The 23,326-nt window shown below is 44.6% G+C and carries 23 protein-coding genes; 6 read left to right on the top strand and 17 right to left on the bottom strand.

The genetic code is table 11. The annotated features are described in order from the left end of the window. Positions 1 to 121, top strand: a 121-nt coding sequence (locus UF05_RS25000; RefSeq protein WP_137408763.1) for a transposase, incomplete at its 5' end; no start/stop codon positions are given. Between the two features lie 27 nt (positions 122 to 148). On the opposite strand, the gene UF05_RS17340 is transcribed toward UF05_RS25000, so the two are convergent. Together UF05_RS17340 and UF05_RS17345 are read right to left on the bottom strand one after the other, a co-directional pair. Continuing rightward, positions 149 to 430 (bottom strand): DUF2218 domain-containing protein, encoded by a 282-nt coding sequence (locus UF05_RS17340; protein WP_045545416.1) that lies wholly within the window; start codon positions 428 to 430, stop codon positions 149 to 151. A 59-nt stretch (positions 431 to 489) separates the two neighbouring features. Further along, positions 490 to 2,496 carry a TonB-dependent siderophore receptor gene (locus UF05_RS17345; protein ID WP_045545417.1) on the bottom strand — a complete coding sequence of 669 codons (2,007 nt, stop codon included), beginning with the start codon at positions 2,494 to 2,496 and terminating at the stop codon, positions 490 to 492. Positions 2,497 to 2,612: 116 nt separating this feature from the next. Here UF05_RS17345 and UF05_RS17350 point away from each other — a divergent pair, with 116 nt between their 5' ends. Together UF05_RS17350 and cueR are read left to right on the top strand one after the other, a co-directional pair. After that, positions 2,613 to 3,599, top strand: coding sequence for a helix-turn-helix domain-containing protein (locus UF05_RS17350; protein WP_045545418.1), 987 nt, complete (start codon positions 2,613 to 2,615; stop codon positions 3,597 to 3,599). Between the two features lie 207 nt (positions 3,600 to 3,806). Further along, on the top strand, positions 3,807 to 4,193 hold the full coding sequence (gene cueR, locus UF05_RS17355; RefSeq protein ID WP_005486235.1) for a Cu(I)-responsive transcriptional regulator: 387 nt from the start codon (positions 3,807 to 3,809) through the stop codon (positions 4,191 to 4,193). A gap of 47 nt (positions 4,194 to 4,240) precedes the next feature. Here the strand turns inward: cueR and vctC are convergent, their stop codons facing one another. From vctC to rbsD, 14 genes are all read right to left on the bottom strand, one after another. Then, positions 4,241 to 4,996, bottom strand: a complete 756-nt coding sequence (gene vctC, locus UF05_RS17360) for an iron chelate ABC transporter ATP-binding protein VctC (RefSeq protein ID WP_005482130.1) — start codon at positions 4,994 to 4,996, stop codon at positions 4,241 to 4,243. A gap of 2 nt (positions 4,997 to 4,998) precedes the next feature. Further along, positions 4,999 to 5,949 (bottom strand): iron chelate uptake ABC transporter permease subunit VctG, encoded by a 951-nt coding sequence (vctG, locus tag UF05_RS17365; RefSeq protein ID WP_045545419.1) that lies wholly within the window; start codon positions 5,947 to 5,949, stop codon positions 4,999 to 5,001. Then, complete coding sequence (gene vctD, locus UF05_RS17370) at positions 5,942 to 6,877, bottom strand: iron chelate uptake ABC transporter permease subunit VctD (RefSeq protein WP_025794435.1); 936 nt, start codon at positions 6,875 to 6,877, stop codon at positions 5,942 to 5,944. Before vctD ends, vctG begins: the two co-directional genes overlap by 8 nt. Before the next feature lie 22 nt (positions 6,878 to 6,899). Next, positions 6,900 to 7,808, bottom strand: coding sequence for a siderophore ABC transporter substrate-binding protein (locus tag UF05_RS17375; protein ID WP_045545420.1), 909 nt, complete (start codon positions 7,806 to 7,808; stop codon positions 6,900 to 6,902). Positions 7,809 to 7,971: 163 nt separating this feature from the next. Further along, positions 7,972 to 8,652, bottom strand: a complete 681-nt coding sequence (locus tag UF05_RS17380) for a Crp/Fnr family transcriptional regulator (protein WP_005455737.1) — start codon at positions 8,650 to 8,652, stop codon at positions 7,972 to 7,974. Positions 8,653 to 8,853: 201 nt separating this feature from the next. Beyond that, a complete protein-coding gene (locus tag UF05_RS17385) occupies positions 8,854 to 9,585 on the bottom strand; it encodes a nucleoside phosphorylase (protein WP_045545421.1) in 732 nt (243 codons plus the stop codon). A gap of 11 nt (positions 9,586 to 9,596) precedes the next feature. Continuing rightward, a complete protein-coding gene (gene pnuC / locus UF05_RS17390) occupies positions 9,597 to 10,328 on the bottom strand; it encodes a nicotinamide riboside transporter PnuC (RefSeq protein ID WP_005499105.1) in 732 nt (243 codons plus the stop codon). A 160-nt stretch (positions 10,329 to 10,488) separates the two neighbouring features. Further along, positions 10,489 to 10,707, bottom strand: a complete 219-nt coding sequence (locus tag UF05_RS17395) for a hypothetical protein (protein WP_025794438.1) — start codon at positions 10,705 to 10,707, stop codon at positions 10,489 to 10,491. Between the two features lie 152 nt (positions 10,708 to 10,859). Beyond that, positions 10,860 to 11,870, bottom strand: a complete 1,011-nt coding sequence (locus UF05_RS17400; RefSeq protein ID WP_045545422.1) for a substrate-binding domain-containing protein — start codon at positions 11,868 to 11,870, stop codon at positions 10,860 to 10,862. A gap of 34 nt (positions 11,871 to 11,904) precedes the next feature. After that, complete coding sequence (gene rbsK / locus UF05_RS17405) at positions 11,905 to 12,822, bottom strand: ribokinase (protein WP_017447445.1); 918 nt, start codon at positions 12,820 to 12,822, stop codon at positions 11,905 to 11,907. A 228-nt stretch (positions 12,823 to 13,050) separates the two neighbouring features. Further along, positions 13,051 to 13,929, bottom strand: coding sequence for a ribose ABC transporter substrate-binding protein RbsB (gene rbsB / locus UF05_RS17410; RefSeq protein WP_005463703.1), 879 nt, complete (start codon positions 13,927 to 13,929; stop codon positions 13,051 to 13,053). An 85-nt stretch (positions 13,930 to 14,014) separates the two neighbouring features. Then, positions 14,015 to 14,998, bottom strand: coding sequence for a ribose ABC transporter permease (gene rbsC, locus UF05_RS17415; protein ID WP_005463702.1), 984 nt, complete (start codon positions 14,996 to 14,998; stop codon positions 14,015 to 14,017). Next, the gene (rbsA, locus tag UF05_RS17420) at positions 14,995 to 16,500 is read right to left on the bottom strand and encodes a ribose ABC transporter ATP-binding protein RbsA (RefSeq protein WP_021449517.1); all 1,506 of its coding nucleotides are present in this window, start codon (positions 16,498 to 16,500) and stop codon (positions 14,995 to 14,997) included. Before rbsA ends, rbsC begins: the two co-directional genes overlap by 4 nt. Positions 16,501 to 16,522: 22 nt before the next feature. Beyond that, entirely contained in the window at positions 16,523 to 16,942 is a 420-nt protein-coding gene (rbsD, locus tag UF05_RS17425) for a D-ribose pyranase (RefSeq protein WP_015313345.1), read from the bottom strand. 475 nt (positions 16,943 to 17,417) lie between these two features. Between rbsD and UF05_RS17430 the strand changes: the two genes are divergently transcribed. Beyond that, positions 17,418 to 19,781 carry an EAL domain-containing protein gene (locus UF05_RS17430; protein WP_045545423.1) on the top strand — a complete coding sequence of 788 codons (2,364 nt, stop codon included), beginning with the start codon at positions 17,418 to 17,420 and terminating at the stop codon, positions 19,779 to 19,781. 79 nt (positions 19,782 to 19,860) lie between these two features. Here UF05_RS17430 and UF05_RS17435 read toward each other — a convergent pair whose 3' ends face one another. Continuing rightward, a complete protein-coding gene (locus UF05_RS17435) occupies positions 19,861 to 20,619 on the bottom strand; it encodes a 5'-methylthioadenosine/adenosylhomocysteine nucleosidase (protein WP_045545466.1) in 759 nt (252 codons plus the stop codon). A gap of 1,273 nt (positions 20,620 to 21,892) precedes the next feature. Between UF05_RS17435 and UF05_RS17440 the strand changes: the two genes are divergently transcribed. After that, entirely contained in the window at positions 21,893 to 22,534 is a 642-nt protein-coding gene (locus UF05_RS17440; protein WP_005499139.1) for a murein L,D-transpeptidase catalytic domain family protein, read from the top strand. Positions 22,535 to 22,819: 285 nt separating this feature from the next. Further along, positions 22,820 to 23,290 (top strand): hypothetical protein, encoded by a 471-nt coding sequence (locus UF05_RS17445; RefSeq protein ID WP_017447441.1) that lies wholly within the window; start codon positions 22,820 to 22,822, stop codon positions 23,288 to 23,290. The last annotated feature ends 36 nt before the right edge of the window (positions 23,291 to 23,326 follow it).

Consider the following 23,326-nt stretch of genomic DNA (forward strand, 5'->3'; position numbering starts at 1 on the left):
CTGTACGCTTGAAGGGATAAATAACAAGATAAAGTTAATCAAGAGGATGGGATATGGCTATCGAGACACTGATTACTTCTTCTTAAAGATAAAAGCGGCTTTCCCCGGAAAGCCGCGATGAACCTTTTTTATTGTCTAAAATTCGTTTTTATCGAATCCAATCAAGCTCGAGCGTCTCTCTACGTGAAAACATTTCGACATGCGATTCAATAATGCCCTTCACTTGCTCCAACTGCTTTTCAGAATCCGCTTCACACGCAATAATGAGGCAGAGCCCATTCAAACTGAATTCTGCCTTTCCAGCAGGGAATGTTACCAAGCCACTTTGTTCATACCACGTTGCAGGCACTTTACGTGCGAAATGTCGGCATAGCGTCACTAAGTATTTGCTCGCGTGTTCACTTTCAATCTTGGTCGTTTCTTTGATCATATTGTCACTTTGCTTATTCGTGTAAAAAGGCCCTCTTTCGAGAGCCTTATGAATTGGTTTTAGAATTGGTAAGCCACGGAAAGCTTGAAGTTGCGACCTGGTTCGTAATCATCTAGCATGAAGCCGCGTACCGTGCCCGAACGTGACGCATGTGATGTGTAAACCTCATCGAAGATATTATCGATACCGAACGTTACCGATAAGCCATCAACGTTTGACGGCATCCACTGAGCGTACAGATTATGCACATCGTAGCTATCTTTAGCAGGTTGGCCATCAAACACATTGTCTTCTTCAAATACAAACATGGATGTCCAACCAAAGATGGTTTCTAGCGAATCAGATTGGTAATCCAGCGTTAAAGCAATGCTGTCACCCATGTCGATACTGCGACCATTACCACCTGCGACTGGGCCGCCAGTGTTCTTGTTTTTGGTATCAGACCGCGAGTAAGAAAGCTTACTGTTGAATTTGTCATACCCGTAGGACGCACTGGCTTCAAAGCCTTTGATCTCAACGTCACCGATGTTGTAAATCAGGTAGGTTTGAGTCGCATCTTGGTATTTATCAGCAATGTAATCATCAATGTTTGTTTGGAAAACCGTCACATTGGCACCGAAGAAGTGTTTATCCAACGTCTTGTTGAAACGCAGACCACCTTGGGTGTTTTGGCCCGTTTCCGCTTTCATGCCTTCATCGAGGTACGCAACGTCTTGATACGCGATGAACGTTTCCATCAACTCTGGACCTTTAAACAGTGAACGCGAGCTCGCAAACAGCGTCCAGTCTTGTGTCACCGCCCACTCTGCAGCCAATGCCCAAGTCACGTCATCAAAATTGCTTGTGCCTGTTTCCGCTTTACGTTTGTAATCATCAAAACGCAGACCCGCAGTAATAAAGAAGGCATCCGAAAAGAAGAACTGATCTTCAACAAACAGCGCCGTTGAAACTGCCGATTCATCCATAAACTTGCTGCTGCCATAGTAACTAGATGACGTCTTATCCATGTAGTCAAAGCCATAAGTCACTCGGTTATCAAACTGAGCGAGAGCAAAATCCGATTGGAATTTCGCATTTAAGCCGAAGTTTTGGTTCTTAGCCGTGTTCTTTGACAAGCGGTTCGAAGGCCAACGCGGTGCCATAACCGTTTCATCACGTTTGATTTCAGTTTCGGTGTTGTAAAGCGTCACGTTACCTTGGTGCTTCTCCCCTCTAAGCTCGTAACTGAGCGTGACGGTATCGCGATCGTAATCCGTTGGGATCAGCAACTTGCTCGACAAGCCATTGTTTGCACTACCTGCCATATCAGGGCGAGGACTGTAATCGCCGCTGTCACGGTACATATCGTAGGAAAGTTCGAAGCGGTGAATGTCATTAAACTCGTAACCAAGCTTCGCAAAAATGTTGTAAACGTCCCCTGCCGAGCCAAACGTCTTGTCGCCGTTCCCATCTTTGAAATCGTCACGCGTCACGTAGTGACCGTAAACCATTACGTCTACGTTTTCTGACAGCAAACCGTATAACGTTAAAGAGCCTTGTTGGTTGTCGTTAGATGCGAAACCACCGTATACACGCGCGCCAAAAGTTTCATCGTAACGAAGCAAATCACGTGCGTCTTTGGTTTCAAAATACACCGAACCACCCAACCCATTTTGCGTCACTGAGTTGTTACCCACTTGAATATCTGCCGACTTAAGAATATCGGGGTTCAGCGTTAAGTTACCGATGTGGTGGAACATACTCGCGTGTTGTGACGCGCCATCCAGACGGATATCCAAGTCAGTCTCACCCAAGCCGCGAATCGTGATGCGCTGGTTGACTGAGTGAGTGCCACCCACATCAACGCCCGGAATATCACGCAGTAGATCCGACATATGATCGGCCTGCTTTAATGACATATCGTCCGCGAACATCGATTCGGTATTGCTGGAAACTTTCGTTCCCCATACTACGACTTCTTCGAAATGAGAGTCAGATTCTTGAGCTAAAACGGGATTTGCCAAGGCCATTCCCACTGCAAGGCAAAGGCTTGAAAGCTTGATTGATGAGCAAGCTGGGCTTTCCATAAGTACATTCCTAAATATTAATGATAACAATTCTCAGGTATAATAAGCAGGTGTTTTATAAATACAAAGGCGATTCAGTTATGCGAAATCGCACAAGTGTTATGAGGAAACGTCAAATGCAGGAAGTCACCGCCAAACGAACTAAACTTGGCAAAATAGCTATGACCCAAAAACTGGAAGCCACGGAAAAACAGTTTATTGTGACGCAAGGGCAACCATGCCAGACCCAACTGGCTGAAGGGAAGTTTTTGTCTTATCAGTACAATGACCAGATTTTTGTGCATGGTGGGCGCTGCATTGAATTGGTTGACTCCAATATCGTCTCTACCGCGCACGCTTCGTTGTTGATCACCATTCTTCTCGAAGGAAAACTCTCTTTTGGCTACGACGATTTACAGTTCGATCTCGACGCCAGTGATACACCTCAAGGCGTGGTGGTGAATCTCATTCATCCTACTAACTTTCGTCGTTCGCTTATTGAAAACAATCAGGTCAACAAGATTAATATTCTTGTAAAGCCGCAATGGTTAGAGTCCCGTACGGAAGAGTCGTGTTGCAGTACTGCCTTCTTTGAAACGCACCAAGCCTTTTACCACCTAGAGCTTAATCAGGCGTTAACTGAACTTGCCACCGAACTCACCAACCGGGATACACCACATCGTTTCCAAGACAAGCTCGAAATCGAAAGTTTGATTTATCAAATTCTATTTCACGCAACACAACAAATGCCACAGGATTTTTGCCCTCAAAACACCAACTGTTACCGAGATAAAATCACCGAACGTCATAGTGATTCACGCGTGGAAAACATTGTCAGCTATATCGAAACGCACCTTGAACAAGAGTTGAGCCTCGAACACATTGCAGAGGTATTCTCGATGAGTGTGTCTAACCTACAACGCCGCTTTAAACAGTCACTCAATATGACGGTGAATGGTTATATCCGTTATCGTCGTCTTGAGATCGCAAGAGTACATTTGGAGCGTGGTTTAGTGTCGATTACTGAAGCCGCGTACGAAGCGGGCTATCTCCATCCTTCTAATTTCACTAATGCGTTTAAAAAAGTGTTCGGTGTGCCGCCCCATGAGATCGTAAAAGAGTGACGGGAACGCTCAACAATGCGTCTATCCAACCTACTTACGCACTTTTGGGGTATATATCGTCAACGACATGGGTATATACTCGCGTTAAACATCAAGCCAATGCCATCGGGTTGCAAATCAAACGCTGCGTAAAAACAATATGTTTAACGCGCTGATACACAACGACAATTAACGGCATCGGTGTTATCTCGAATGTGGAGGTTAAACATGAATATTGGCGCTGTCGCGAAGCTAACGGGACTGTCATCAAAGTCGATTCGTTTGTATGAAGACAAAGGGATCATCTCTCCACCAGCGCGCAGTGATTCTGGCTATCGCGAGTATTCGGATAATCATATTCAAGAACTTAACTTAGTTTCACGAGCAAAAAACGCAGGATTTTCACTTCAAGAATGTAAAGAATTCGTCCAGCTTGCGCATAACCCAAACCGTAAAAGCAGCGAAGTGAAAGAAAGAACGATGGATAAACTGCGCGAAGTAGAAGAGAAAATTGCTCACCTGATGGAAATTAAAAAGCAGTTGGAAGGTTGGGTATCGGCTTGTCCTGGCGATGCAAAAAGTCGCTGCCCAATCATAGACGAGCTCACTAAGTAAGCTCGCCTATCTATTGCAGTTCGTTAAAGGCAACAAGTTGGTTCAGATTAGTGGTAAGTGCACATGCGCTTGCCATTTAACTCAATGATGTTAAATGGCGTTTCGTAGATGTCTTCCAATGTTGTTGCCTGAATCACCTCTTCAACCGCGCCACTTGCCACCACTTTACCTTGTTTAAGCGCCAGAATGACATCGGAATAGCACGCCGCGAAGTTGATATCGTGAATCACAACCACCATTGCTTTGTTCATGTCATGAGCAAGCCTTTGAATCACCTTCATGATCTGCAATGAGTGCTTGATATCCAAGTTGTTCAGCGGTTCATCTAAGAAAACGTAGTCCGTATCCTGAGCAATCACCATGGCGATAAACGCCAACTGGCGCTGACCACCACTCAACTCATCCAAGTATTTATCTTGAATATCTTGCAGGTCTAAGTAATCAATGGCTTGTGCAATGACAGCATGATCGTCTTTGGTAAGATTGCCTTTTGAATAAGGGAAGCGACCAAAAGAGACCAGTTCTTTCACGGTAAATCGCATCGTGATTGAGTTCGCTTGGCGAAGCACAGCAAGCCTTTTCGCCAGCTCTTTAGTATCCCACTCAGCGATCTCTTTACAGTCGATGATGACGCTACCACCGTCTCGCTCTGTTAGGCGAGAAGCCATGGAGAGTAAGGTACTCTTGCCAGCTCCATTTGGGCCAATGATTGACGTCACTTTGCCTTTTTCGAACTGAGTATCCGCGCTATCAACGACTTTACTCGAACCAAATGCTTTGGTTAGTTTCTCTATGACTATCATGTTTATACGACTTTGTTTTTCAACAGCAGATACAAGAAATAAATGCCGCCAAGGAAGTTAATGACCACGCTTAGCGTTGTCTCAAAATTAAAAACGTTTTCAATGATCCACTGCCCTGAAAGCAAGGAGCTAATGGCCAACAGTGAACAGCCTATCAACAATGTTTTATGTTGATAGGAATGAAACATCTCGCGGCTCAAGTTGGTCACAAGCAAACCAAAGAACATAATTGGGCCAACCAAAGCGGTAGAAATCGCAATCAAAACCGCAGAAAGGATGAAGACGTTGCGCGTCACTTTCGGCACATCAACACCCAAGCTTTTTGCGTTGTCTTGATCTAACCAGAACACATCCAATGTGCGATGCATACGAAACAGCAACCAGCAAGCCAATATCAACATAGGCGCACTGAAGTACACGAGATTAACCTTTACGTTGTTAAAGCTTGCATACAGTTTGGACTGCACGAAAGCGAACGTATTGGGATCCATCAATAACGAGAAAAAAGACGCAACATTGGAAAACAGCTGACCAAATATCAAACCGACCAACAATAAGGTGATCAAATTTCGGCTGCCTTTGGAGAAATAGAAGCCAAACAAAAGCAGTGAAAACGCCACCATGATGCATGCCGCGATGGTGAAGTTGACGTAGATATTCAACACTAATGTACTCAACCCACCAAACAACAATACGATCAACACTTGTGTGAGCACGTACAAAACATCAAAGCCCATAATGCTTGGCGTCAATATCCGGTTATGCGTAATGGTTTGAAACACCATAGATGACTGAGCAATCGCCACGCCAGCTAATACAATCGCCAGCACTTTGGGTACACGTCGCGAAAGAAAGTACTGGTAGTTGTCTGCGTTCAAGCCAATGCCGATAAACAAAAAGGCAAACACCAGAGCGATAACACCGAGCAAAACGATTTTGGTTGAATCACGCATGCTGCTTACCTCTTAGCAACATCGCAATGAATACCACGCCACCTAAAATGCTGATCACAATGGAAATTGGCATTTCATGAGGGAAGATGATCAAACGACTCACTAAATCACAGCCGAGAACCAATATGGCACCATACATGGCGGTTAAAGGAATGTTCTTCTTCAGGTTATCACCGTAAAAATGACTGACGAGGTTCGGCACAATAAGGCCAAGAAACGGCAGCTGACCAACAATCATCACCACACTTGCGGACATGATGGACACCAACAGCACGCCAATAGTAACCACTTGCTGATAGTTCAAACCCAAGTTCACGGCAAAGTCTTTACCAATACCGACCGCAGAGATTCTTGCGGCAAACAAGTAACTGAGAATCACCATCGGAACCGCAATGTAAAGCAGTTCAAAATCCCCCCGCAAAATGTTGGCGAAGTTAGCGACCGACCAAGCACTCAAGCTTTGGAGCGCATCGTACTTGTAGGCGATGAACGTGGTCATCGATTCAATAACGTTACCGAAAATGATCCCGACGAGCGGTACAAACACCACACTTTTGAATTGGATACGTTGGATGAAATGCACAAACGTAAGCGTTCCAAGCACGGAGATACCAAACACCAACCAAAGATGATCACCATCGCCAAAGAAAACCACGCTCATTACGTAGCCCAACATGGCACACTCGATTGTCCCCGTGGTCGAAGGCGCGGCAAAACGGTTTTGGCTGATCTGCTGCATCACAAGGCCAGCGATACTCAGCCCTGCCCCAGCAAGCAAAATCGCGAACAAACGAGGAATACGGCTAGTGAAGAAAAGCTCTAATGCTTTTGCATCGCCAGAAAACAATTGTTGGGGCGTCATATCTGCCACCCCAACAAACAACGAAACCATGCTTAAAACCACAAGGGTTAGCAATAACTTTTTCAAAGTTAACCTCTGCTAGCCGGGCTTAAAGATCGACGGTGTTTTTGATCTCGTTGACCATTTTTTCTGTCGCAGTCACGCCTGACATAGCCAAGTACCACGCATCAACATCCAAGAACGTAATTTTTTGGTTCTTGTATGCCGTCGTCGCTTTCACCAAATCATTGTCCATCGATTTACGAAGGTCTTGGCTCGGCTTCGCATGCAGCGAGTTACGGTCGATCACCAAAATGTTTTTCGGATCAGCTTCACGGATAAACTCGTAAGAAATCACGTCACCGTGTGTACCAGTCTTGATGTTTTTTACCGTTTCAATGAAACCAAAGTCATTGTAAATCGCACCGAAGCGGGACTTCGCACCAAAGGCACTGATGTTGTCACCGATGCTCAAAATCGTTAGTGCATCGTTATTGTTCGTTTGGTTGTAGTCGCGAATCGCTTTAAATTGAGCATCCAATGTTTCAATCTTTTGCTCGACTTTGTCTTCAATGTTGAAGATTTTGCCAATGTTACGCCATTGAGCCTGCGTGCCTTCCCAATAACCTTCGCCTTCTTTAGCTGCAAACACAACCGTTGGGGCAATTTCACTTAGCTCTTCATATTTCGCAGAGCCACGCGGGCCAACCAAGATCAGATCTGGTTTTTGCATATAAATAGCTTCAAAGTCAGGCTCAAACAAACTGCCTGCAGATGTGTAATTCTCTTTGCTGTACTTAGAAAGGTAGCTCGGAAGATGAGATGAGTTTGACACAGCTACAGGGTCAATCCCGAAGTTATCCAAAGCATCTAAAGGACCAAAACCAATCACAACCACCCGCTTAGGTGATTGTTCTAACTCGGTTTTTCCCATGTAATGGTCAATAACAACGTTAGCAGCAAAAGATGGAGAAATGGTTAGCAGCGAGAAAACAGCCGCACTGACGAGTTTTTTCATTTTGTTGAGCCTTAATGAAATCTATTATCATGCGCGTTCGCAATATAGCGTTACTCTCAAAAGCATTCAACAAGATTTATACGACTTTACATTCATTACAGTGATTTTAGATTAAACCATTTCAAGCACTTATGAATGACAATCATTGCAATCCCGAATTGAATTATTCGTGCGAATCGATGAACGCTTTTAACGCCATTTCATCAAGAATCGCTAAGCCATTGTCGGTTTTTGCAATGAGTCCTTTATCGATAAGATCTTTGACCGCACGTCGATAAACACGGCCTGACGTACCAAATCGTTCCGCCTCTTGGTTCACTTTGTCAAAGCCACCAAGCAGCGTATCCGTCTGATTACGGACGAGAAGATCATAGGCAATGTTGTAAGTGATGGGATGCAGCAAACGGTTAGTATAGATATCCATTGAGTCCTGATAGTCTTCTGCCAGTGCAGAGGCAAAAAACACCATCATCTCAGGGTGCTGCTGTAGTGCTTCGGTCAGTTTTTGAATGCAAATGACATCGACTTGCATGTGCTCATCAGCCACCACATTCCACTGGCAAGGGGTTTGAGTAAAGTACTCCATTTCGCCATAAATGTGGTAATCGCAGTTCGCCTCCCCTAGTTGGAAACGTCGCCCATTGGCGGCCAAAATGCTCATAGAAACACGTCCCACAGGCACGATATACAGGTACTGAAGTTGCTCGCCTTGGCGCAAAATGGCTTCGCCTGCATCAAAATAACGAGTGTTTACTTGGCACTGATAGATGAGATCACGAAACGCGGCACTTTTCTGTTCTAGATAGTTTTTGAAGCGACCAGTCGGATAAGGGCTGATTTTCATGCGTTTTTCTCTGAGCTAGGAAGGATGCGAATCCGGACAAATGAGCAACTCAAAGACTAAGCCAGTTTGCTTATTCATCCAGACAATTACTATTGATAACAATCTCAGATGGATTGTACCCCTTCCATTAAGACGATGAAACCAAATAAAAAAGCGACAACCATGTGCCGCTTTTGATATTAATCTTAGAAAGAGATGACGCTATGCTTGGGCAATCAACGCTTCTAAAGCCGTGAAAGATGCAAGCTTTTCACCTTCCATCATCACTTTAGCTTCATCTACGTACTGACCTACCCCTTCCTTCACATCTTGTTGGTAGAGTACGACATTGTTTAAAATCGAAGCCACATGAAGGCCTCGTAATCGACCGACCGTAAACAGCGCCGAAGTTTCCATGTCTGCACCTAGAATACCTTTCTTGTTCCAGTACTGACAAATGGCCTCTTCGTCATCGGTATAGAAACTGTCGTGAGAACGTACTACGCCGAAATGATATTGCGTCGTTTGCGTCGACAAATAACGCTCGACTTCTTTCAGTAGAGTAAAGCTTGCGTACGCAGGGTAAGCAGAATCGACGTACGATTTGGAGCCACCTTCGTCTCTTACTGCACCTTCAGCAACAATCAATTCTCCAAGCTGAATCTGCGATTGCATTGCACCCGCAGATCCAACACGTACCACATGAGTTACGCCGCACTGTTTGAGCTCTTCTACCGCAATGATCATCGATGGTGCGCCGATGCCTGTGCTGCATACAGAAACAGCCTGACCTTTGTAGTTGCCGGTAAACACGCGGTACTCACGGTTTTCCGACACCATTTCTGCATCATCAAATAATGCCGCGATACGATTCGCTCGATCTGGCTCGCCACATACAATAACAAGAGGAGCGACTTGTGTTTCATCAACACCAATATGAGGTTGTTTAGCCATTTGCTTGTTCCTTACGCTGCTGCTTGAGCTAAGGTTTTATCGCCATTGCGCTTGGCACTACGAGCCCACTCACGCGTACCATTGGCAGCAATGAACATAAGAATCGCGTACTGAACAGACATTGCGTAAACACCTTGCGTCGCGTAGATACCCACACTGATGATGTTGATCACAACCCATAGAATCCAGTTTTCGACGTATTTACGTGTCATCAGAATTTGTGCAACAACAGAAAGTACCGTCATGGTTGCATCCCAGAACGGGAACGCATCAGGCTCAAGTACTGGCTCAGACAGGCCTGCACCGAAAATGTTTAGGCTATCAACAGCAATGTTTGCCAGCGCGAAGAAGAATGGGTCAATGTAGATGGTCAACAATGCAATCGAGACCACACAAACAACCGCAGTCGCCATCAGCTTTTGCTTGCTAAGCCAACGAACTTCCAACGTTTCACCTTGTGCATTTGGGCGAGTCCATGCGTACCAACCGTAAATATTGGCGCAGAAGAAAAACAGTTGAAGAAGTAGCAATCCGTACAACTGAATTTGGAAAAAGATAACAGCAAAAAGCGTGACATTCAGTAAGCCGAATACGTAGTTGATGGTCTTCTCTTGGCTCGCAAACCAAATGCAAAGCAGACCAAAGACGGTTCCAAATGCTTCGATCCAGCTCATTGCGTAGCCGTCTCCAATCGGAATGTTAACGAGGGTATTGTTGATATCGAGTAAGGCAAATAGGTCCATGGTGATGTCCTTTATTATTTTGTTTGGAATACGCCCATATTAGGGTGCAGCAACAAACAAAAAGGAGGACATTTGTCCTCCTCTTGATGCACTCGATCATAAATCAGATCATTACTTACTTGAAAGCGCCTATTTATCTCAATTATTCATTCCAAATGAACTAGGACTCGTGTCCTAGGTAGCGCTTTTTGAAAGCGGAAGCTGACGCAAATAGCACCGATGCCAATAGCGTAACAACAAAGCCAATCACGTATTCAAAAGCTTCATTCACTAATAGCTGGTAACAGCTCACGAGAAAAGTGATCACTACTGCGAGAACATTCGCTCGGTGAAACCAAGGATGTTTGACCGAGAACTTCGCATAACCTTTTGATAACATTTAACTAATCCGCTAGACAACAATTAACATTTTTATTTATAAGCAACGATGATAATAAGCTTTTATCGTTTCAAGAGAAATGTCTTTTTTAATTTTCTAGCTCAATATCACACGTAATTTGTGGTTATGTGATATCCGTTTGCACAATGAGTTCAACAATTTAGCAATTTCACACTGTTGCGTACAACCAATGTTGGTTCCAGTTGAACGACTTGAGCTTCGTTAGATTTGTCGTCCAGTCTTCGGACAAGAGTTTCGACGGCGGCTTGGCCGAGTCGATATTTAGGTTGGTGGATGGTCGTTAAGGAAGGCGACATAAATTTCGCGATATGAATGTCATCGTAGCCAATAATGGAAAGATCATCTGGCACTTTAATACCGAGCTCATTTGCGGCGTTAATCACACCCATCGCCATCATATCGTTAGAGACAAAAATCGAGCTGGGTAATTTACCTCGTTCAACTATTTTCTTGAACGCTTGATACCCACCCTCACATTCGAAGTCCGATTCAATGATCCAATTGGCATTAAATTCCAAGCCTGCTTCGTTCATCGCTCGCTTGTAACCTTCGTATCGCATTTGCGCTTGGTGTTTAATCAAAGGGCCAGTGATACATCCGATTTCAGTGTGGCCGCAATCAATCAAGTATTTTGCCGCTAAGTAACCGCCACGAAGTGAGTTATCTTGAATTTTATCGCTTGTAAACAGCATCGGCCCCCTGTCCATCACCACGACAGGAATATCCGGATAACGCTCAAATACATCGATACGCTCCCCTTCTAACGACGAGCACATTAAGATCAAACCATCGACACGCTTTTGCAAAAGCGTATTAATGGACTGGCGCATGCGTTTGTTGTCACCTTCGGTGTTACATAGAATGAGACTATAACCTTTGTGGTAACAGCTGCGTTCCACGCCTTTTACGACTTCGCCAAAGAATGGGTTGGTAGAGGTTGTCACTAGCATACCAATGGTTTTGGTACGATTGACTTTAAGGCTACGCGCCAAAGCAGATGGCGCGTAGTAGTTGAGTTCTTTTGCTGCATTGTTAACACGTTCAGAGATTTCTTCGCTCACAAAACGCGTCTTGTTAATAACATGGCTCACTGTTGAAGTGGAAACCCCTGCCAGTTTTGCGATGTCTTTCATCGTCGCCATGTTATTACTCCTATTTTAAAAGGCCTTGTGCGCTTTATTGTTCAGCGAGAAACGCGTCCACCTCTTCGCGAGTTGGGATCGACGTTTGCGCGCCAAAGCGGGTTACAGAAATTGCAGCCGCCGCATGTGCAAACTTAATCGCTGATTCTAAAGGTAAATCTTCTAAGAGACCAGTGACGAATGCCCCATTAAACGTATCTCCTGCCGCGGTGGTATCGGTCGCTTCGACACGGAAACCGGGGATGATTTCACCTCGACCATTTTGGCTCAACCAAACGCCTTTTGCACCGAGAGTGATCATGACAATTTCAATACCTTTACCATGTAACACATTCGCCGCTTCTTGCGCGCTTTCGTTGTCTGTTACAGTAACACCTGTCAGCACTTCAGCTTCCGTTTCATTTGGCGTGATCACGTCAATACAAGCAAGCAGTTCATCTGACAATTCACGAGCTGGAGCTGGGTTTAAAATTACGTTGGTTTTTGCATCTTTCGCCACACGCGCGGCTTTCTCAATGCCGCACATCGGCGTTTCCAATTGCATTAGCAAGTAATCCGCTTGGCGAATACGTTCTAAATCTGGCTCAATCGCTTCTGATGTGAGTTTGGCGTTTGCTTCTGCTGATATACAAATGCTGTTTTCACCACTGTCCGACACTTGAATCATCGCGATGCCTGTCGGGCAGTTTGGTTGCATCTTAACACCAGTGATATCGATGCCGTCCATTTTGAAGTTTTCACGAATATTGATGCCGAAAGAGTCATCGCCTACACAAGCAATAAAACCAATATCTGCATTTAATCGCGCCGCCGCGACGGCTTGGTTGGCACCTTTGCCACCTGGGATAACTTGATAGTTGCGACCATGCAGCGTCTCGCCAGGGCGAGGGAAAGAAGGCACTTGAAGAACATGGTCAGCGTTTACACTACCTAACACCACTAACTTATTCATACGGTTATCCTCGGTTCTGAATGAACCCTTTTTTGAAAAACTGTTTTTGGAAAATACTTAGATGACTTTAACTTCTCGTTTGAGTCGCTGTAAAAAGTCAAAGGCATCTATACCCAAGCAACCTCAAGATGCATGGCTGCTTAGATAAACCTTGCCCTCTCCCCCTAAACGACAGATATAAACAGAGGAGAGAGCAAAGAAATTAGGACGCTTTATCGCACGTCAGGCTTACTTTGTTACCACTTTTAGAGGAACTGGGATGTACTCATCCACTTTCTCGCCTTTCAGTACTTTGTCAGCCGTTTCAACACCTAACGCGCCGATAAGATCAGGTTGCTGCGCGATGGTCGCTGCTAGCTTGCCACGGTTAACCGCTGCGATACCGTCTTCTGTGCCGTCAAAACCAACGATCATGACGTTTTTACCAGACGCTTGAACCGCGCGTAGTGCACCTAGAGCCATCTCATCATTCTGCGCAAACACCGCTTGAACATCCGGGTTAGCAGCCAGTAGGTTTTCCATTACGTTTAGACCTTTCGTGCGGTCAAAGTCAGCCGGTTGGCTAGCAAGAAGCTCCATATCGCTTCCCTTCACAGCGGTCATGAAGCCTTCACCACGCTCACGAGCCGCAGACGTACCAGCAATACCTTCCAGCTGAATCACTTTTGCTTTCTCGCCAACTTTTTCCATGATGTAGTGGCCAGCCATCTCGCCGCCTACAACGTTGTCAGATGCGATGTGGCTCACTACTTCACCACGGCTTGCACCACGGTCTAGCGTTAACACAGGGATGTTAGAACGGTTTGCCATACGAATCGCATTAGACACTGCGTCAGAATCCGTTGGGTTGATCAAAATCGCTTTTACACCGCGAATGGTTAGGTCTTCGATGTTTGACAGTTCTTTGCTCGGGTCATTTTGCGAGTCCAGTACAATCAAATCGTATCCCAGTTCTTTCGCTTTAGCTTCCGCACCGTCTTTCATCGTTACGAAGAACGGGTTGTTTAGGGTCGAAACCACAATCGCCATCGTATCTTGGGCTTGCGCCGCTACTGATACAGTGGAAGAAAGAAGTGCAGCAGAGATAAGAGTTGCAAGTTTTTTCATCGTTCTAGTCCTTTGTGTAGGGTGAGCCAGCACACGCCTACTGGCTCGATTTGTATTCACATATTGATATGTAGATTGTTATGAATTACTTGTTTTTGTTGTCTACCAATACCGCCAGCAAGATAACCACTGCTTTTGCTATCATTTGGTAGTAAGAAGAAACGTCCAGTAGGTTAAGCGCATTGTTCAAGAAGCCGATGATCAGCGCACCAATCAATGTCCCCATGATACGGCCTTTACCGCCCATCAAGCTCGTACCGCCAAGTACCACAGCTGCAATCGCATCCAGTTCGTATCCCATACCCGCCGTTGGCTGAGCAGAAGACAGACGAGATGTCACGATGATGCCCGCAAGTGCAGCTAACATACCGCAGATGGCATACACACCAATCTTCACTCGGTCTACGTTAATACCAGACAGGCGAGTCGCAGATTCATTGCCGCCTAGTGCGTAAACATAGCGACCAAAGCGAGTGTGATTAAGTAGGTACCAAGCCGCTGCGAATACAACAACCATCAACCAAACTGGCACTGGAATACCTAACGCGTAGCCTGTACCAAACCATGCGAATGCGTCTGCCGTGTCTGTGAAGCCAGTAGAAATTGGTCGACCGTCGGTGTAAACCATGGTCACACCGCGCAGTAATGTCATGGTGACCAGCGTCGCGATGAAGGCTTGCACTTTGCCTTTAGCGATGATGATGCCACTGATTGCGCCCAGTGCCGCACCAGCTAATAGAGCCGTTGGAACCGCAATTAAAACTGGCACTTCCATCGCGATTAGGCTCGCGGCAAATGCACCACAAAGCGCAAGGACAGAGCCGACACTCAAGTCAATACCAGCAGTTAAGATAACCAGAGTCATACCTACGGCGATGATCGCGTTGACTGAGGTTTGACGAAGGATGTTAAGAATGTTGTCTACCGTAAAAAAGTTCGGGTTTAAAAAAGACACCACAACAATCAAAAATAACAGTGCAATCAGTGATTTTTGTTCAATCAACCACTCTTTAGTAAACAGCTTTTTGCTGCTTGTTTCGGTCGGTTTGCTCATGGTATTGGTACTCATGCTGCTTCCTCATTGATCTTTTTGCCTACGGCACAGGCGAGTAATTTTTCTTGGTCGGCGTCTTTCGCATCAAATTCGCCAGTAATGCGACCTTCATGCATCACAAGAATGCGATCGCTCATGCCTAGCACTTCTGGCATCTCGGAAGAAACCAAGATGATGCTCATGCCGTCGGCTTTAAATTTGTTGATGAGTTGGTAGATTTCTTTCTTAGCACCAACGTCAACACCACGCGTTGGTTCATCCAAAATCAGAACTTTAGGTTTGGTCATTAACCCTTTCGCAATCGCCACTTTCTGTTGGTTACCACCAGAAAGGTTGCCAATGATTTGGTCGCGAGTTGGTGTTTTAATGTTGAATAACTTGATGAAATCTTCCACTGCGATGACTTCTTCGCCGTGCTGGATTTGTACGCCTTTGGTTAGCTTATCCAATGCACACAGAGACATGTTCTCTTTCACGGATAAGCCCAGCACCAGACCATCCCCTTTGCGGTCTTCCGAGATGTAAGCGATGCCATTTGCCAAGCCATCTTGCGGGCTAACCGGATTAATGGTTTTGTTATCGAGATTGATAACGCCATGCTCGCTTGGTAGCGCGCCGTAAATCACTTTCATTAACTCGGTACGGCCTGCGCCCATCAAACCAGAGATACCCAAAATCTCACCGCGTTTAAGCGTGAAGCTCACATCGTGAACGCCAGAACCTGTCAAGCCAATCACTTCAAGGCATGTCTCGCCGTGCTTTACATCAATACGTGGGTATTGCTCTTCTAATTTGCGGCCAACCATCATTTCGATTAAGCCGTCTTCATCCGTGTCTGCTACTCGGCATTCACCGATAAATTTACCGTCACGAAGCACCGTAATGTCGTCACAGATTTCAAAGATTTCTTTCAGGCGGTGTGAGATATATACAATGCCGCAGCCTTGCTCACGAAGCTCATTAATCACTTTGAACAGAGATTCGGTTTCTGTATCAGTAAGCGCATCGGTTGGTTCATCCATGATGATGACTTTCGATTCAAACGAGAGCGCTTTGGCAATTTCTACCATTTGTTGCTCACCCAAACTTAGATCACCAAGCAAGGTTTTCGAGCTGTGTTTCACGTTCAAACGTTGTAGAAGTCTGTCCGCTTCCGCGTACATTTTGCTCCACTGAATGCGCCCCATAGAACCGGTAAATTCACGACCGAGAAAAATGTTCTCAGCGATTGTCAGTTCAGGGATTAAGTTCAACTCTTGGTGAATAATGCTGATGCCCGCTTCTTGAGAATCTCGCGGACCTTTAAATGCAGCAGGTTGACCCTGATACTGAATGCTACCTGCATCCATATGGTAAATACCGGTCAGCACTTTCATCAAAGTTGACTTGCCTGCCCCATTTTCGCCCATGAGCGCCATAACACGACCTGGGTATACATTCAGGCTCGCTTTATCTAGCGCCTTTACACCTGGGAACGCTTTTTCGATTTCGCTCAGTTGTAGAATGGCTTGAGTCATAATCTGTCCTCAATTCTCAGGCTTAAAAAACCACGCCCGCTTGGAAAATCACGTTCGCGTACGGTGTGCATTCACCGGTTCGAACCACTGCGCGACTTTGCTCGGTGCGTGCTTTAAAGGCCTCGTGCGAAACGTATTTGATTTCAATCGATTTGCCCGTTTCCTCACTCTCTTTGCTCAACTCTTTAAGCAGTGCTTCATGAAGAACAGGACTGACATCGGAAAATTCTTCTGCAATGATGACCCCTTCAATCTGTGACTCAGACAAAATCACGCGAACGGTATCAAGAAAACTTGGTACGCCATGCGTTAGCGCCAAATCGATGCGCTGTACATGATCAGGAATCGGCAGCCCCGCGTCACAAATCGTGATTTCATCGGTGTGGCCTAGCGTTGCCACTAAGTAAGAAATATCTGAGTTAATAAGGGTACTTTTTTTCATCTCATCGACCTTTCGGTTACACGTTCATACAACAATGAGTGCCTGTTTTAGGAAATTTTCATTATTAACAGAAAACTCATCGAAACGTTTCGATGCAATAATAAGACGCTTGCGAGATTTCACCAGTCACCGATCGGTAAGGTGTGAGAATGATCCGTGATTTTTCCAACTAAGAGAAAGAAAAGGCCGACCAAGTCACACTTTACCCATCGAAACGTTTCGATGAGCATTTTTAAAGCCCACAAAAACCCTACGGTTTGTGCCCGCGAAAGCAGAAATACGTCCAATTACTGAGAAAGCCTCTAGTTAACGGGAAGGAAATCTGCCACATCATCACATTTCTAAAATGGTTGTCTGATTTTCGAGAACACCCACCTTACAATCTGGTTACAATTTGCAAAAAATATATCATCCGTTCAGTACCGTTTAGGTAAGCAACGTTTGTAGGGACACAAACGGAAGTCGAAGAACCATAATGAAATTAAGCAATCGAGTTATCTTGCTTGTCGCACCCGTGATCATTTTGAGTGCGCTGGTATCGAGTTACATCATCTATAGCATTCAAAAAGTAACACTCATCAAGCGCGAAGATAGCTACATACAACTTCAGATGGAAAAACTGGCGGGGCAATTTCGACAAGCCAATATTTTTCTTAACAGCTATGCGTACACGCTGAGTAAAAGTGATGTGCTGCAGGACTATTTTATCAATCACGACAATCCCTACCGTGAGCGAGTACTTTTTAGCCGCCTAGATGAAACCGCTGATGTCCTGAGCCATGGTTATAAAGGGGATGCAAGCATGGCGATCCTCGACGGCAAGCAAAATCTGCTTTATTACACCGAAAACCAATATTATGAATCGTCCGGCGTTGTTGACCCAAAGGTGCTGGAGTACATAGCAACCAGCTTCGCGGCTCGTGGTGAATACAGCCACACAGGGTTCATTTATAACTCCAGTGGCCAAAGCATCTTGTTGCGATACGAACTCATTGATAAACGAACGGGCGCACCGCCAGTTAGCTTCGATCCTAGCAACGTGTTTTTTGTTGTCGTGTCCGTATCTTTAGAAGTGTTTAACGACATCAAACACGACGTCGAATTTGATACTCATAGTGTGATTACGTTTGCCGATAAACCCATTTATCTAGACATCCCTCTTGCGCAAACCATTGAACTTCTGCCCCACTTTTATGCGGTACTCTCCCCTGCGGAGTATCTGATGTGGAACAAAGTGGACAAAGTATGGCTAGAGCTTGCACTTTCTTTTGGTATCGCGGCATTTTGTACCATAACGCTGATCGTCTTAGTACTCTATCGTTACGTTTTGCATCCAGTCTCTCGCCTCGATAAACAACTCAGTGAGCTAGAATCGAATCAGCGAGACAACATTGAAAAGCTCGGAACCAATGATGAAATTGGCCGTCTTTCATCACGCTTTTTTGATATGTACGAAGAGCTCAACGTCATTTACAAAAAGACCAAACGTCTCGCAGAAACTGATCACCTTACTCAGCTGGCAAACCGTCATCGATTCCACCAACTTGCCACGCGTGAACTAGCCTCGCCACCTTCTCATTTGTGGGTGATTTATGTCGATCTGGATAACTTCAAGTACGTGAATGATAAATATGGCCATGAACTTGGCGACAACCTGCTAAAGGTCTTCTCGACTCACATTAAAAACGCCTGTCAAAAGTTCTCTCAGCAATACGACAGCCCTTGTTTGGGCGCGCGTTTATCTGGTGACGAGTTCGCCATTCTACTCAGCTCCAATAAAGACGTGGGCAGCATCCCAGATTTACTCGCCAAAGAACTATTAAAACCAATTAGCAACCTAAGCCAAACTTGGGCGAACGCCTTCCCGGTGACCGCCAGTGTTGGCATCGCTCAGTACCCGCAAGATGGGCAAGACATCGCGAAACTGTTGTCCAATGCAGACGCAGCAATGTACCAAGCCAAACGTGCTGGAAAAAATCAGTACGCGTACTACTCAGCAGAGCTAAATTTGGAATCTCAGCGACGCAGTCAGATCGAACGTGCACTGCGTAAAAGCAACGTTGAAGATGAGTTTAGGCTTGTGTTTCAACCTTACATGAATAACAAAGACAACAAAATTGAAGGCTTAGAAGTGCTTCTACGTTGGGACGCAGAAGGCTTGGGGCCAGTGCCACCAACCGAATTTATTCCAATCGCCGAGCAAGCTGGGTTGTTTGACAGAATAGACCGTTGGGTGTTTGCCAATGCAACCGAGGAATACCATCATTTAAGAAGCATTTTTGGCAAAGACATTGTCCTGTCCATCAACCTTTCATCGGCCGAATTAAACTCGTTAGAAATGGCGCAATTTATTCATAAACACGTAACGAGAAATGGCATCAAACCAGAATGTATCGAACTAGAAATTACCGAGACGTTTGCCGCGGAACAGCAAGGCACGGCATTGCTTGATGAGCTTTCGAAACTGGGTTATCGACTTGCTATTGATGATTTCGGCTCTGGCTACACGTCGCTCACTCAACTTGTTCAATACCCAGTACAAAAGATTAAGTTTGACCGAGAGTTTCTACTGACGTTGATGAATACCAATAATGGACACGTGATCAAACCGATCATTGAGCTGTGCCATGCTCAAAACAAAACCGTGACCGCCGAAGGCATTGAACACGACGTTATGCACAAATGGTTGTCCGCTTATCGATGTGATTTCATGCAAGGATACTTGTTCGGAAAGCCAATGGACAAAGAGCAACTTAGCTTGTGGTGGAAATCGGCCAACGATGGCAATCGATTCTCTCAGCCGCTTACAACCAAACTCGCGGCTGAGGGTGGAATTTGAAGGTAAAGAATCGATAATGTTTACTTTGACGAACTCATAAAAAAGCAGCACTTAATGTGCTGCTTTTCGTATTCTCACCCTATTGCATGCGCTTAAGCATGTTGAGCGTAATGGTTGCTGAGTTATCTGCCGTCGCTTTTTTCAGCTCAGAATAAACCACATCAGCAGAACCATCCGCTTTGTCGGAAATCGTGCGGATGACAACATACGGAACCTTAAAGGCGGTTGCAACTTGTCCCAATGCTGCACCTTCCATTTCGACGGCCATCGCGTTGAACTCTTGGTAGATCCCCGTGACTTTTACTTTACTGGCGATAAACTGATCACCAGAAGCAATGATGCCTCGGAACACACTCTCTTTGCCTAACGTCTCCACCGCTGCTTCATACGCGTAATTTTGTAGCGTTTTGTCAGCATAAAAGTAACGCTCTTGATAGTCCGGTAATAACCCTTTCGGTTTGTTGAATGCGGTTAAATCAACGTCATGATGTACAGTACGAGTAGAAATAACCACGTCCAATGGATCAAGTTTCGGGTCACTTGCTCCTGCTATACCAGTAAAAATCAGTTGGTTCACACCAAAAGATTCAATCAGCAAAGTGGTCGTCATCGCAGCATTGACTTTGCCAACACCAGATTGCGTTACCACGACGGATTTGCCCTCAAGCTCACCGATATAAAAAGTGTGGTTCGCAACTTTTTTGATTTGTTGATTCTGAATTTTTGGCAGCAGAGCTTCAACCTCTACATCCATCGCGCCAACAATACCTATCGTTGATGCAGCAAAAGTAGGAAGTGAAAACGCGGCAAGAATGAAAACAAGAGATTTCTTAAACATACGAGTCCTGAAGTGTAGCAATGCGCCGCCCTTTTGCGACGCGCCACACATTATATACCCTTGAGATTTAAAGGGGGAATATTCCGTACGCTATCAGTCAAAACAATCAGCAATGAGGCAAGGAGAGCTTCTCTACAACCTCAGCTTTTGGGTTCTTGACTTGTCGGGACACGCAGTTTCGCTGAAATAGTAGGCATAAAAAATTCGCAAGCTATCCTAGTTGCGCAGGTAGGATGTCCCCAAGCGCCACATATATCCTGATCGCTTGATTTCACTCTCGTGAATTGTCGGCATTGACCACATTTATTCGTCATTAATTCTTCTCCCTGAAAATGATCTTATTGATAAGCAAGCGGTCGTTAAGCGTAATTCTATAACGCGATAACGACCTCAACTAGCCAAATTAGTGTTTAGAAACTAACACGATGTTCTGAGTGAAGATTTGACTTATAACCGTACTTTGCTCAAAAAACTTAAGAAACAAATTCAGAAAAGACAAAATAATATTTTATCCAGACCACAATTTTTATTTATCGAATAAGAACTATTTTAAAAAATGAAACTAATTCCGTTTTAACTTGTCTTAATCGGTCGTTAATTTGTTTATAAGAAAAGTCTAATTACCTATTCAGTTCATACAAAGCAAATATAAAAATAATGGATACCCATCACTTTCGTTTTTCCTTATATAGAAATGCCTTATTTAGAGTTTCCATTCGTTCCATATCCGTACCTTATAAAACTCATCATCACATTTTTTCAGTTGGAGTGAAACGCTCATATGAAGAGCTGTTTACCTATCTTTCCGTTCTACATCCTTTATTCTACTTATAAAACCTTAATCACAACGTTCAGAGGCTGCCCCTTAAGTAACGCGGCGTTTCGAGCTGGATCACAGAGTAAACTTTTTGTCCTCCGCTCATGGTTCTAATAAATACTTTGAAATTAAAAGATATTTTCCACATCCATTTAATTAAACGTTGTTTTTTAACTTTACTCTATCAAAAATATCGCTAAACACAGTTTTATTAATTAGCGAAATCGGCTAGTATTTACGTCGAAGTTTTTCAAAAGCAACGATTAACTTATTAATATTAAGCAGTTTCAATTGGTTAGACAGAACCCTTGAAACTTAATGGAATCCCAACATTACGTGCTTTTGTGCATAATAAGAAACATTGGGAATATAATTATATTGATGTGCAAGTTGTTTTAACGAGTGCATGAAGCAATCGATAAATTTGTAACACCAAAGAGTTTTTATTTAGTCAAAATGAAAAAGTTATTTTTATTGTTGATATGGACATGTTTGTCGGTTTCTCCTTTTGCAATGGCGCAACACCCAAATAGCAAGGCAGAGAACCGCGTATCCCAGCAAGTTATTGAAAAAACCTATAAAGAAGCCAAACTCAATGGCGTCATCGACTTTAAACTGTTTCGCGATGCCTTCATCGCCTACCAAAAAACACCAGATAGAAAGAAGTCGATACTAACCATTATTGATTACAGCAAACCATCGACCGAAAAACGTTTTTATGTTGTGGACGTAAACAAAAAGAAGCTGATCTACAACACTTACGTGGCTCATGGTGTGAATAGCGGAAAGAAAACAGCAACACAGTTTTCGAATGTCGTGAATTCTCGCAAAACATCACTTGGCACGTTTTTGACAGACACAACATACTACGGTTCTAATGGCTATTCGCTGCGACTAGATGGTCTTAGCTCTGGCCTTAATGACAAAGCTCGCGAGCGCTACATCGTTGTACACGGCGCAGACTATGCGAATCCTTCTTTCATTAAAAAGAATGGTTACTTGGGACGCAGTTGGGGTTGCCCAGCGTTACCTCAAAAGCTGTCACGCGAAATCATTGACACGATTAAAGGTGGTAGCGTGATCTACGCCAGCGCGTAAACCACGCTGCACACCAATACTAAGGGAGCCTAGCTCCCTTTTTTGTTGCCTGATGTTCTTACAAGTCGCAAATAAAATCGCATGTCGAGCAGAACAACGCCAATATTTGTGTGCTCTTGGAGAGTCAATCACGTCATGAATCTATTAGCGCTTTTTCAGGTGTTGGTTAGATTCGCTTAAAATACTGTTCATTCCTGTTTCGTCTCGTTAGTATACGCACAATTGGTCACTTACCGACTAATGTATTGCCCAAATCTATACCCACTGACGTTTAGGATTGTTTTTTTGCGTTATCTTCTTCGTATTTTATTTGTGCTGACACTGTCCATGCTCTCTGGGCATTTGCATGCAGCGCACCACAATACAAATCACGTGACGTCAGAACGCCTCGACAAACTCGTACAATCTGATTTTCAATCCGTAGTCAACGCCCCACACTCAGAAGCACAACAACACTATTGGGGTTCTGATGGGTTTGAGCGCCACATCAAGCGAGACTTGTTCGCTCTGGTGAGTTACCGCCGAACGTCTACTGATGACGGTTCGCTCTCCCTCAGCTTTGAATCTGAATACCATCTACTTGTCGCGTTTTTGCCTCCTCCATTAAAAGAGTTAGCGTGGCAAACTATTCCGTTGCCTACTGATAGCTATGGCATGTTAAAAAACCAACGTTCTCTCTATCGTTTATCAGGGCGGAAAGAGGCGAATTTACTGTACGTGTTTAAACACGGCCGCGAATCGATCATCACAGTTTGATACCACAAAGAAAAACAAGGAAGCATGTCACACCAG

The sequence above is a fragment of the Vibrio sp. S457-15 genome, assembly GCF_000960545.1.
Classification (GTDB): Bacteria; Pseudomonadota; Gammaproteobacteria; order Enterobacterales; family Vibrionaceae; genus Vibrio; species Vibrio parahaemolyticus.

Excerpts from the sequence above, each read along its gene's own strand:
- UF05_RS17440 (WP_005499139.1), top strand. The coding sequence starts at position 21,893 with ATGAAAAAGTTATTTTTATTGTTGATATGGACATGTTTGTCGGTTTCT.
- cueR (WP_005486235.1), top strand. The coding sequence starts at position 3,807 with ATGAATATTGGCGCTGTCGCGAAGCTAACGGGACTGTCATCAAAGTCG.
- UF05_RS17375 (WP_045545420.1), bottom strand. The coding sequence starts at position 7,808 with ATGAAAAAACTCGTCAGTGCGGCTGTTTTCTCGCTGCTAACCATTTCT.
- UF05_RS17380 (WP_005455737.1), bottom strand. The coding sequence starts at position 8,652 with ATGAAAATCAGCCCTTATCCGACTGGTCGCTTCAAAAACTATCTAGAA.
- UF05_RS17395 (WP_025794438.1), bottom strand. The coding sequence starts at position 10,707 with ATGTTATCAAAAGGTTATGCGAAGTTCTCGGTCAAACATCCTTGGTTT.
- UF05_RS17350 (WP_045545418.1), top strand. The coding sequence starts at position 2,613 with ATGCAGGAAGTCACCGCCAAACGAACTAAACTTGGCAAAATAGCTATG.
- vctG (WP_045545419.1), bottom strand. The coding sequence starts at position 5,949 with ATGCGTGATTCAACCAAAATCGTTTTGCTCGGTGTTATCGCTCTGGTG.
- UF05_RS17400 (WP_045545422.1), bottom strand. The coding sequence starts at position 11,870 with ATGGCGACGATGAAAGACATCGCAAAACTGGCAGGGGTTTCCACTTCA.
- rbsD (WP_015313345.1), bottom strand. The coding sequence starts at position 16,942 with ATGAAAAAAAGTACCCTTATTAACTCAGATATTTCTTACTTAGTGGCA.
- rbsC (WP_005463702.1), bottom strand. The coding sequence starts at position 14,998 with ATGAGTACCAATACCATGAGCAAACCGACCGAAACAAGCAGCAAAAAG.
- rbsA (WP_021449517.1), bottom strand. The coding sequence starts at position 16,500 with ATGACTCAAGCCATTCTACAACTGAGCGAAATCGAAAAAGCGTTCCCA.
- rbsK (WP_017447445.1), bottom strand. The coding sequence starts at position 12,822 with ATGAATAAGTTAGTGGTGTTAGGTAGTGTAAACGCTGACCATGTTCTT.
- UF05_RS17385 (WP_045545421.1), bottom strand. The coding sequence starts at position 9,585 with ATGGCTAAACAACCTCATATTGGTGTTGATGAAACACAAGTCGCTCCT.
- rbsB (WP_005463703.1), bottom strand. The coding sequence starts at position 13,929 with ATGAAAAAACTTGCAACTCTTATCTCTGCTGCACTTCTTTCTTCCACT.
- UF05_RS17345 (WP_045545417.1), bottom strand. The coding sequence starts at position 2,496 with ATGGAAAGCCCAGCTTGCTCATCAATCAAGCTTTCAAGCCTTTGCCTT.
- UF05_RS17340 (WP_045545416.1), bottom strand. The coding sequence starts at position 430 with ATGATCAAAGAAACGACCAAGATTGAAAGTGAACACGCGAGCAAATAC.
- UF05_RS17435 (WP_045545466.1), bottom strand. The coding sequence starts at position 20,619 with ATGTTTAAGAAATCTCTTGTTTTCATTCTTGCCGCGTTTTCACTTCCT.
- UF05_RS17430 (WP_045545423.1), top strand. The coding sequence starts at position 17,418 with ATGAAATTAAGCAATCGAGTTATCTTGCTTGTCGCACCCGTGATCATT.
- pnuC (WP_005499105.1), bottom strand. The coding sequence starts at position 10,328 with ATGGACCTATTTGCCTTACTCGATATCAACAATACCCTCGTTAACATT.
- vctC (WP_005482130.1), bottom strand. The coding sequence starts at position 4,996 with ATGATAGTCATAGAGAAACTAACCAAAGCATTTGGTTCGAGTAAAGTC.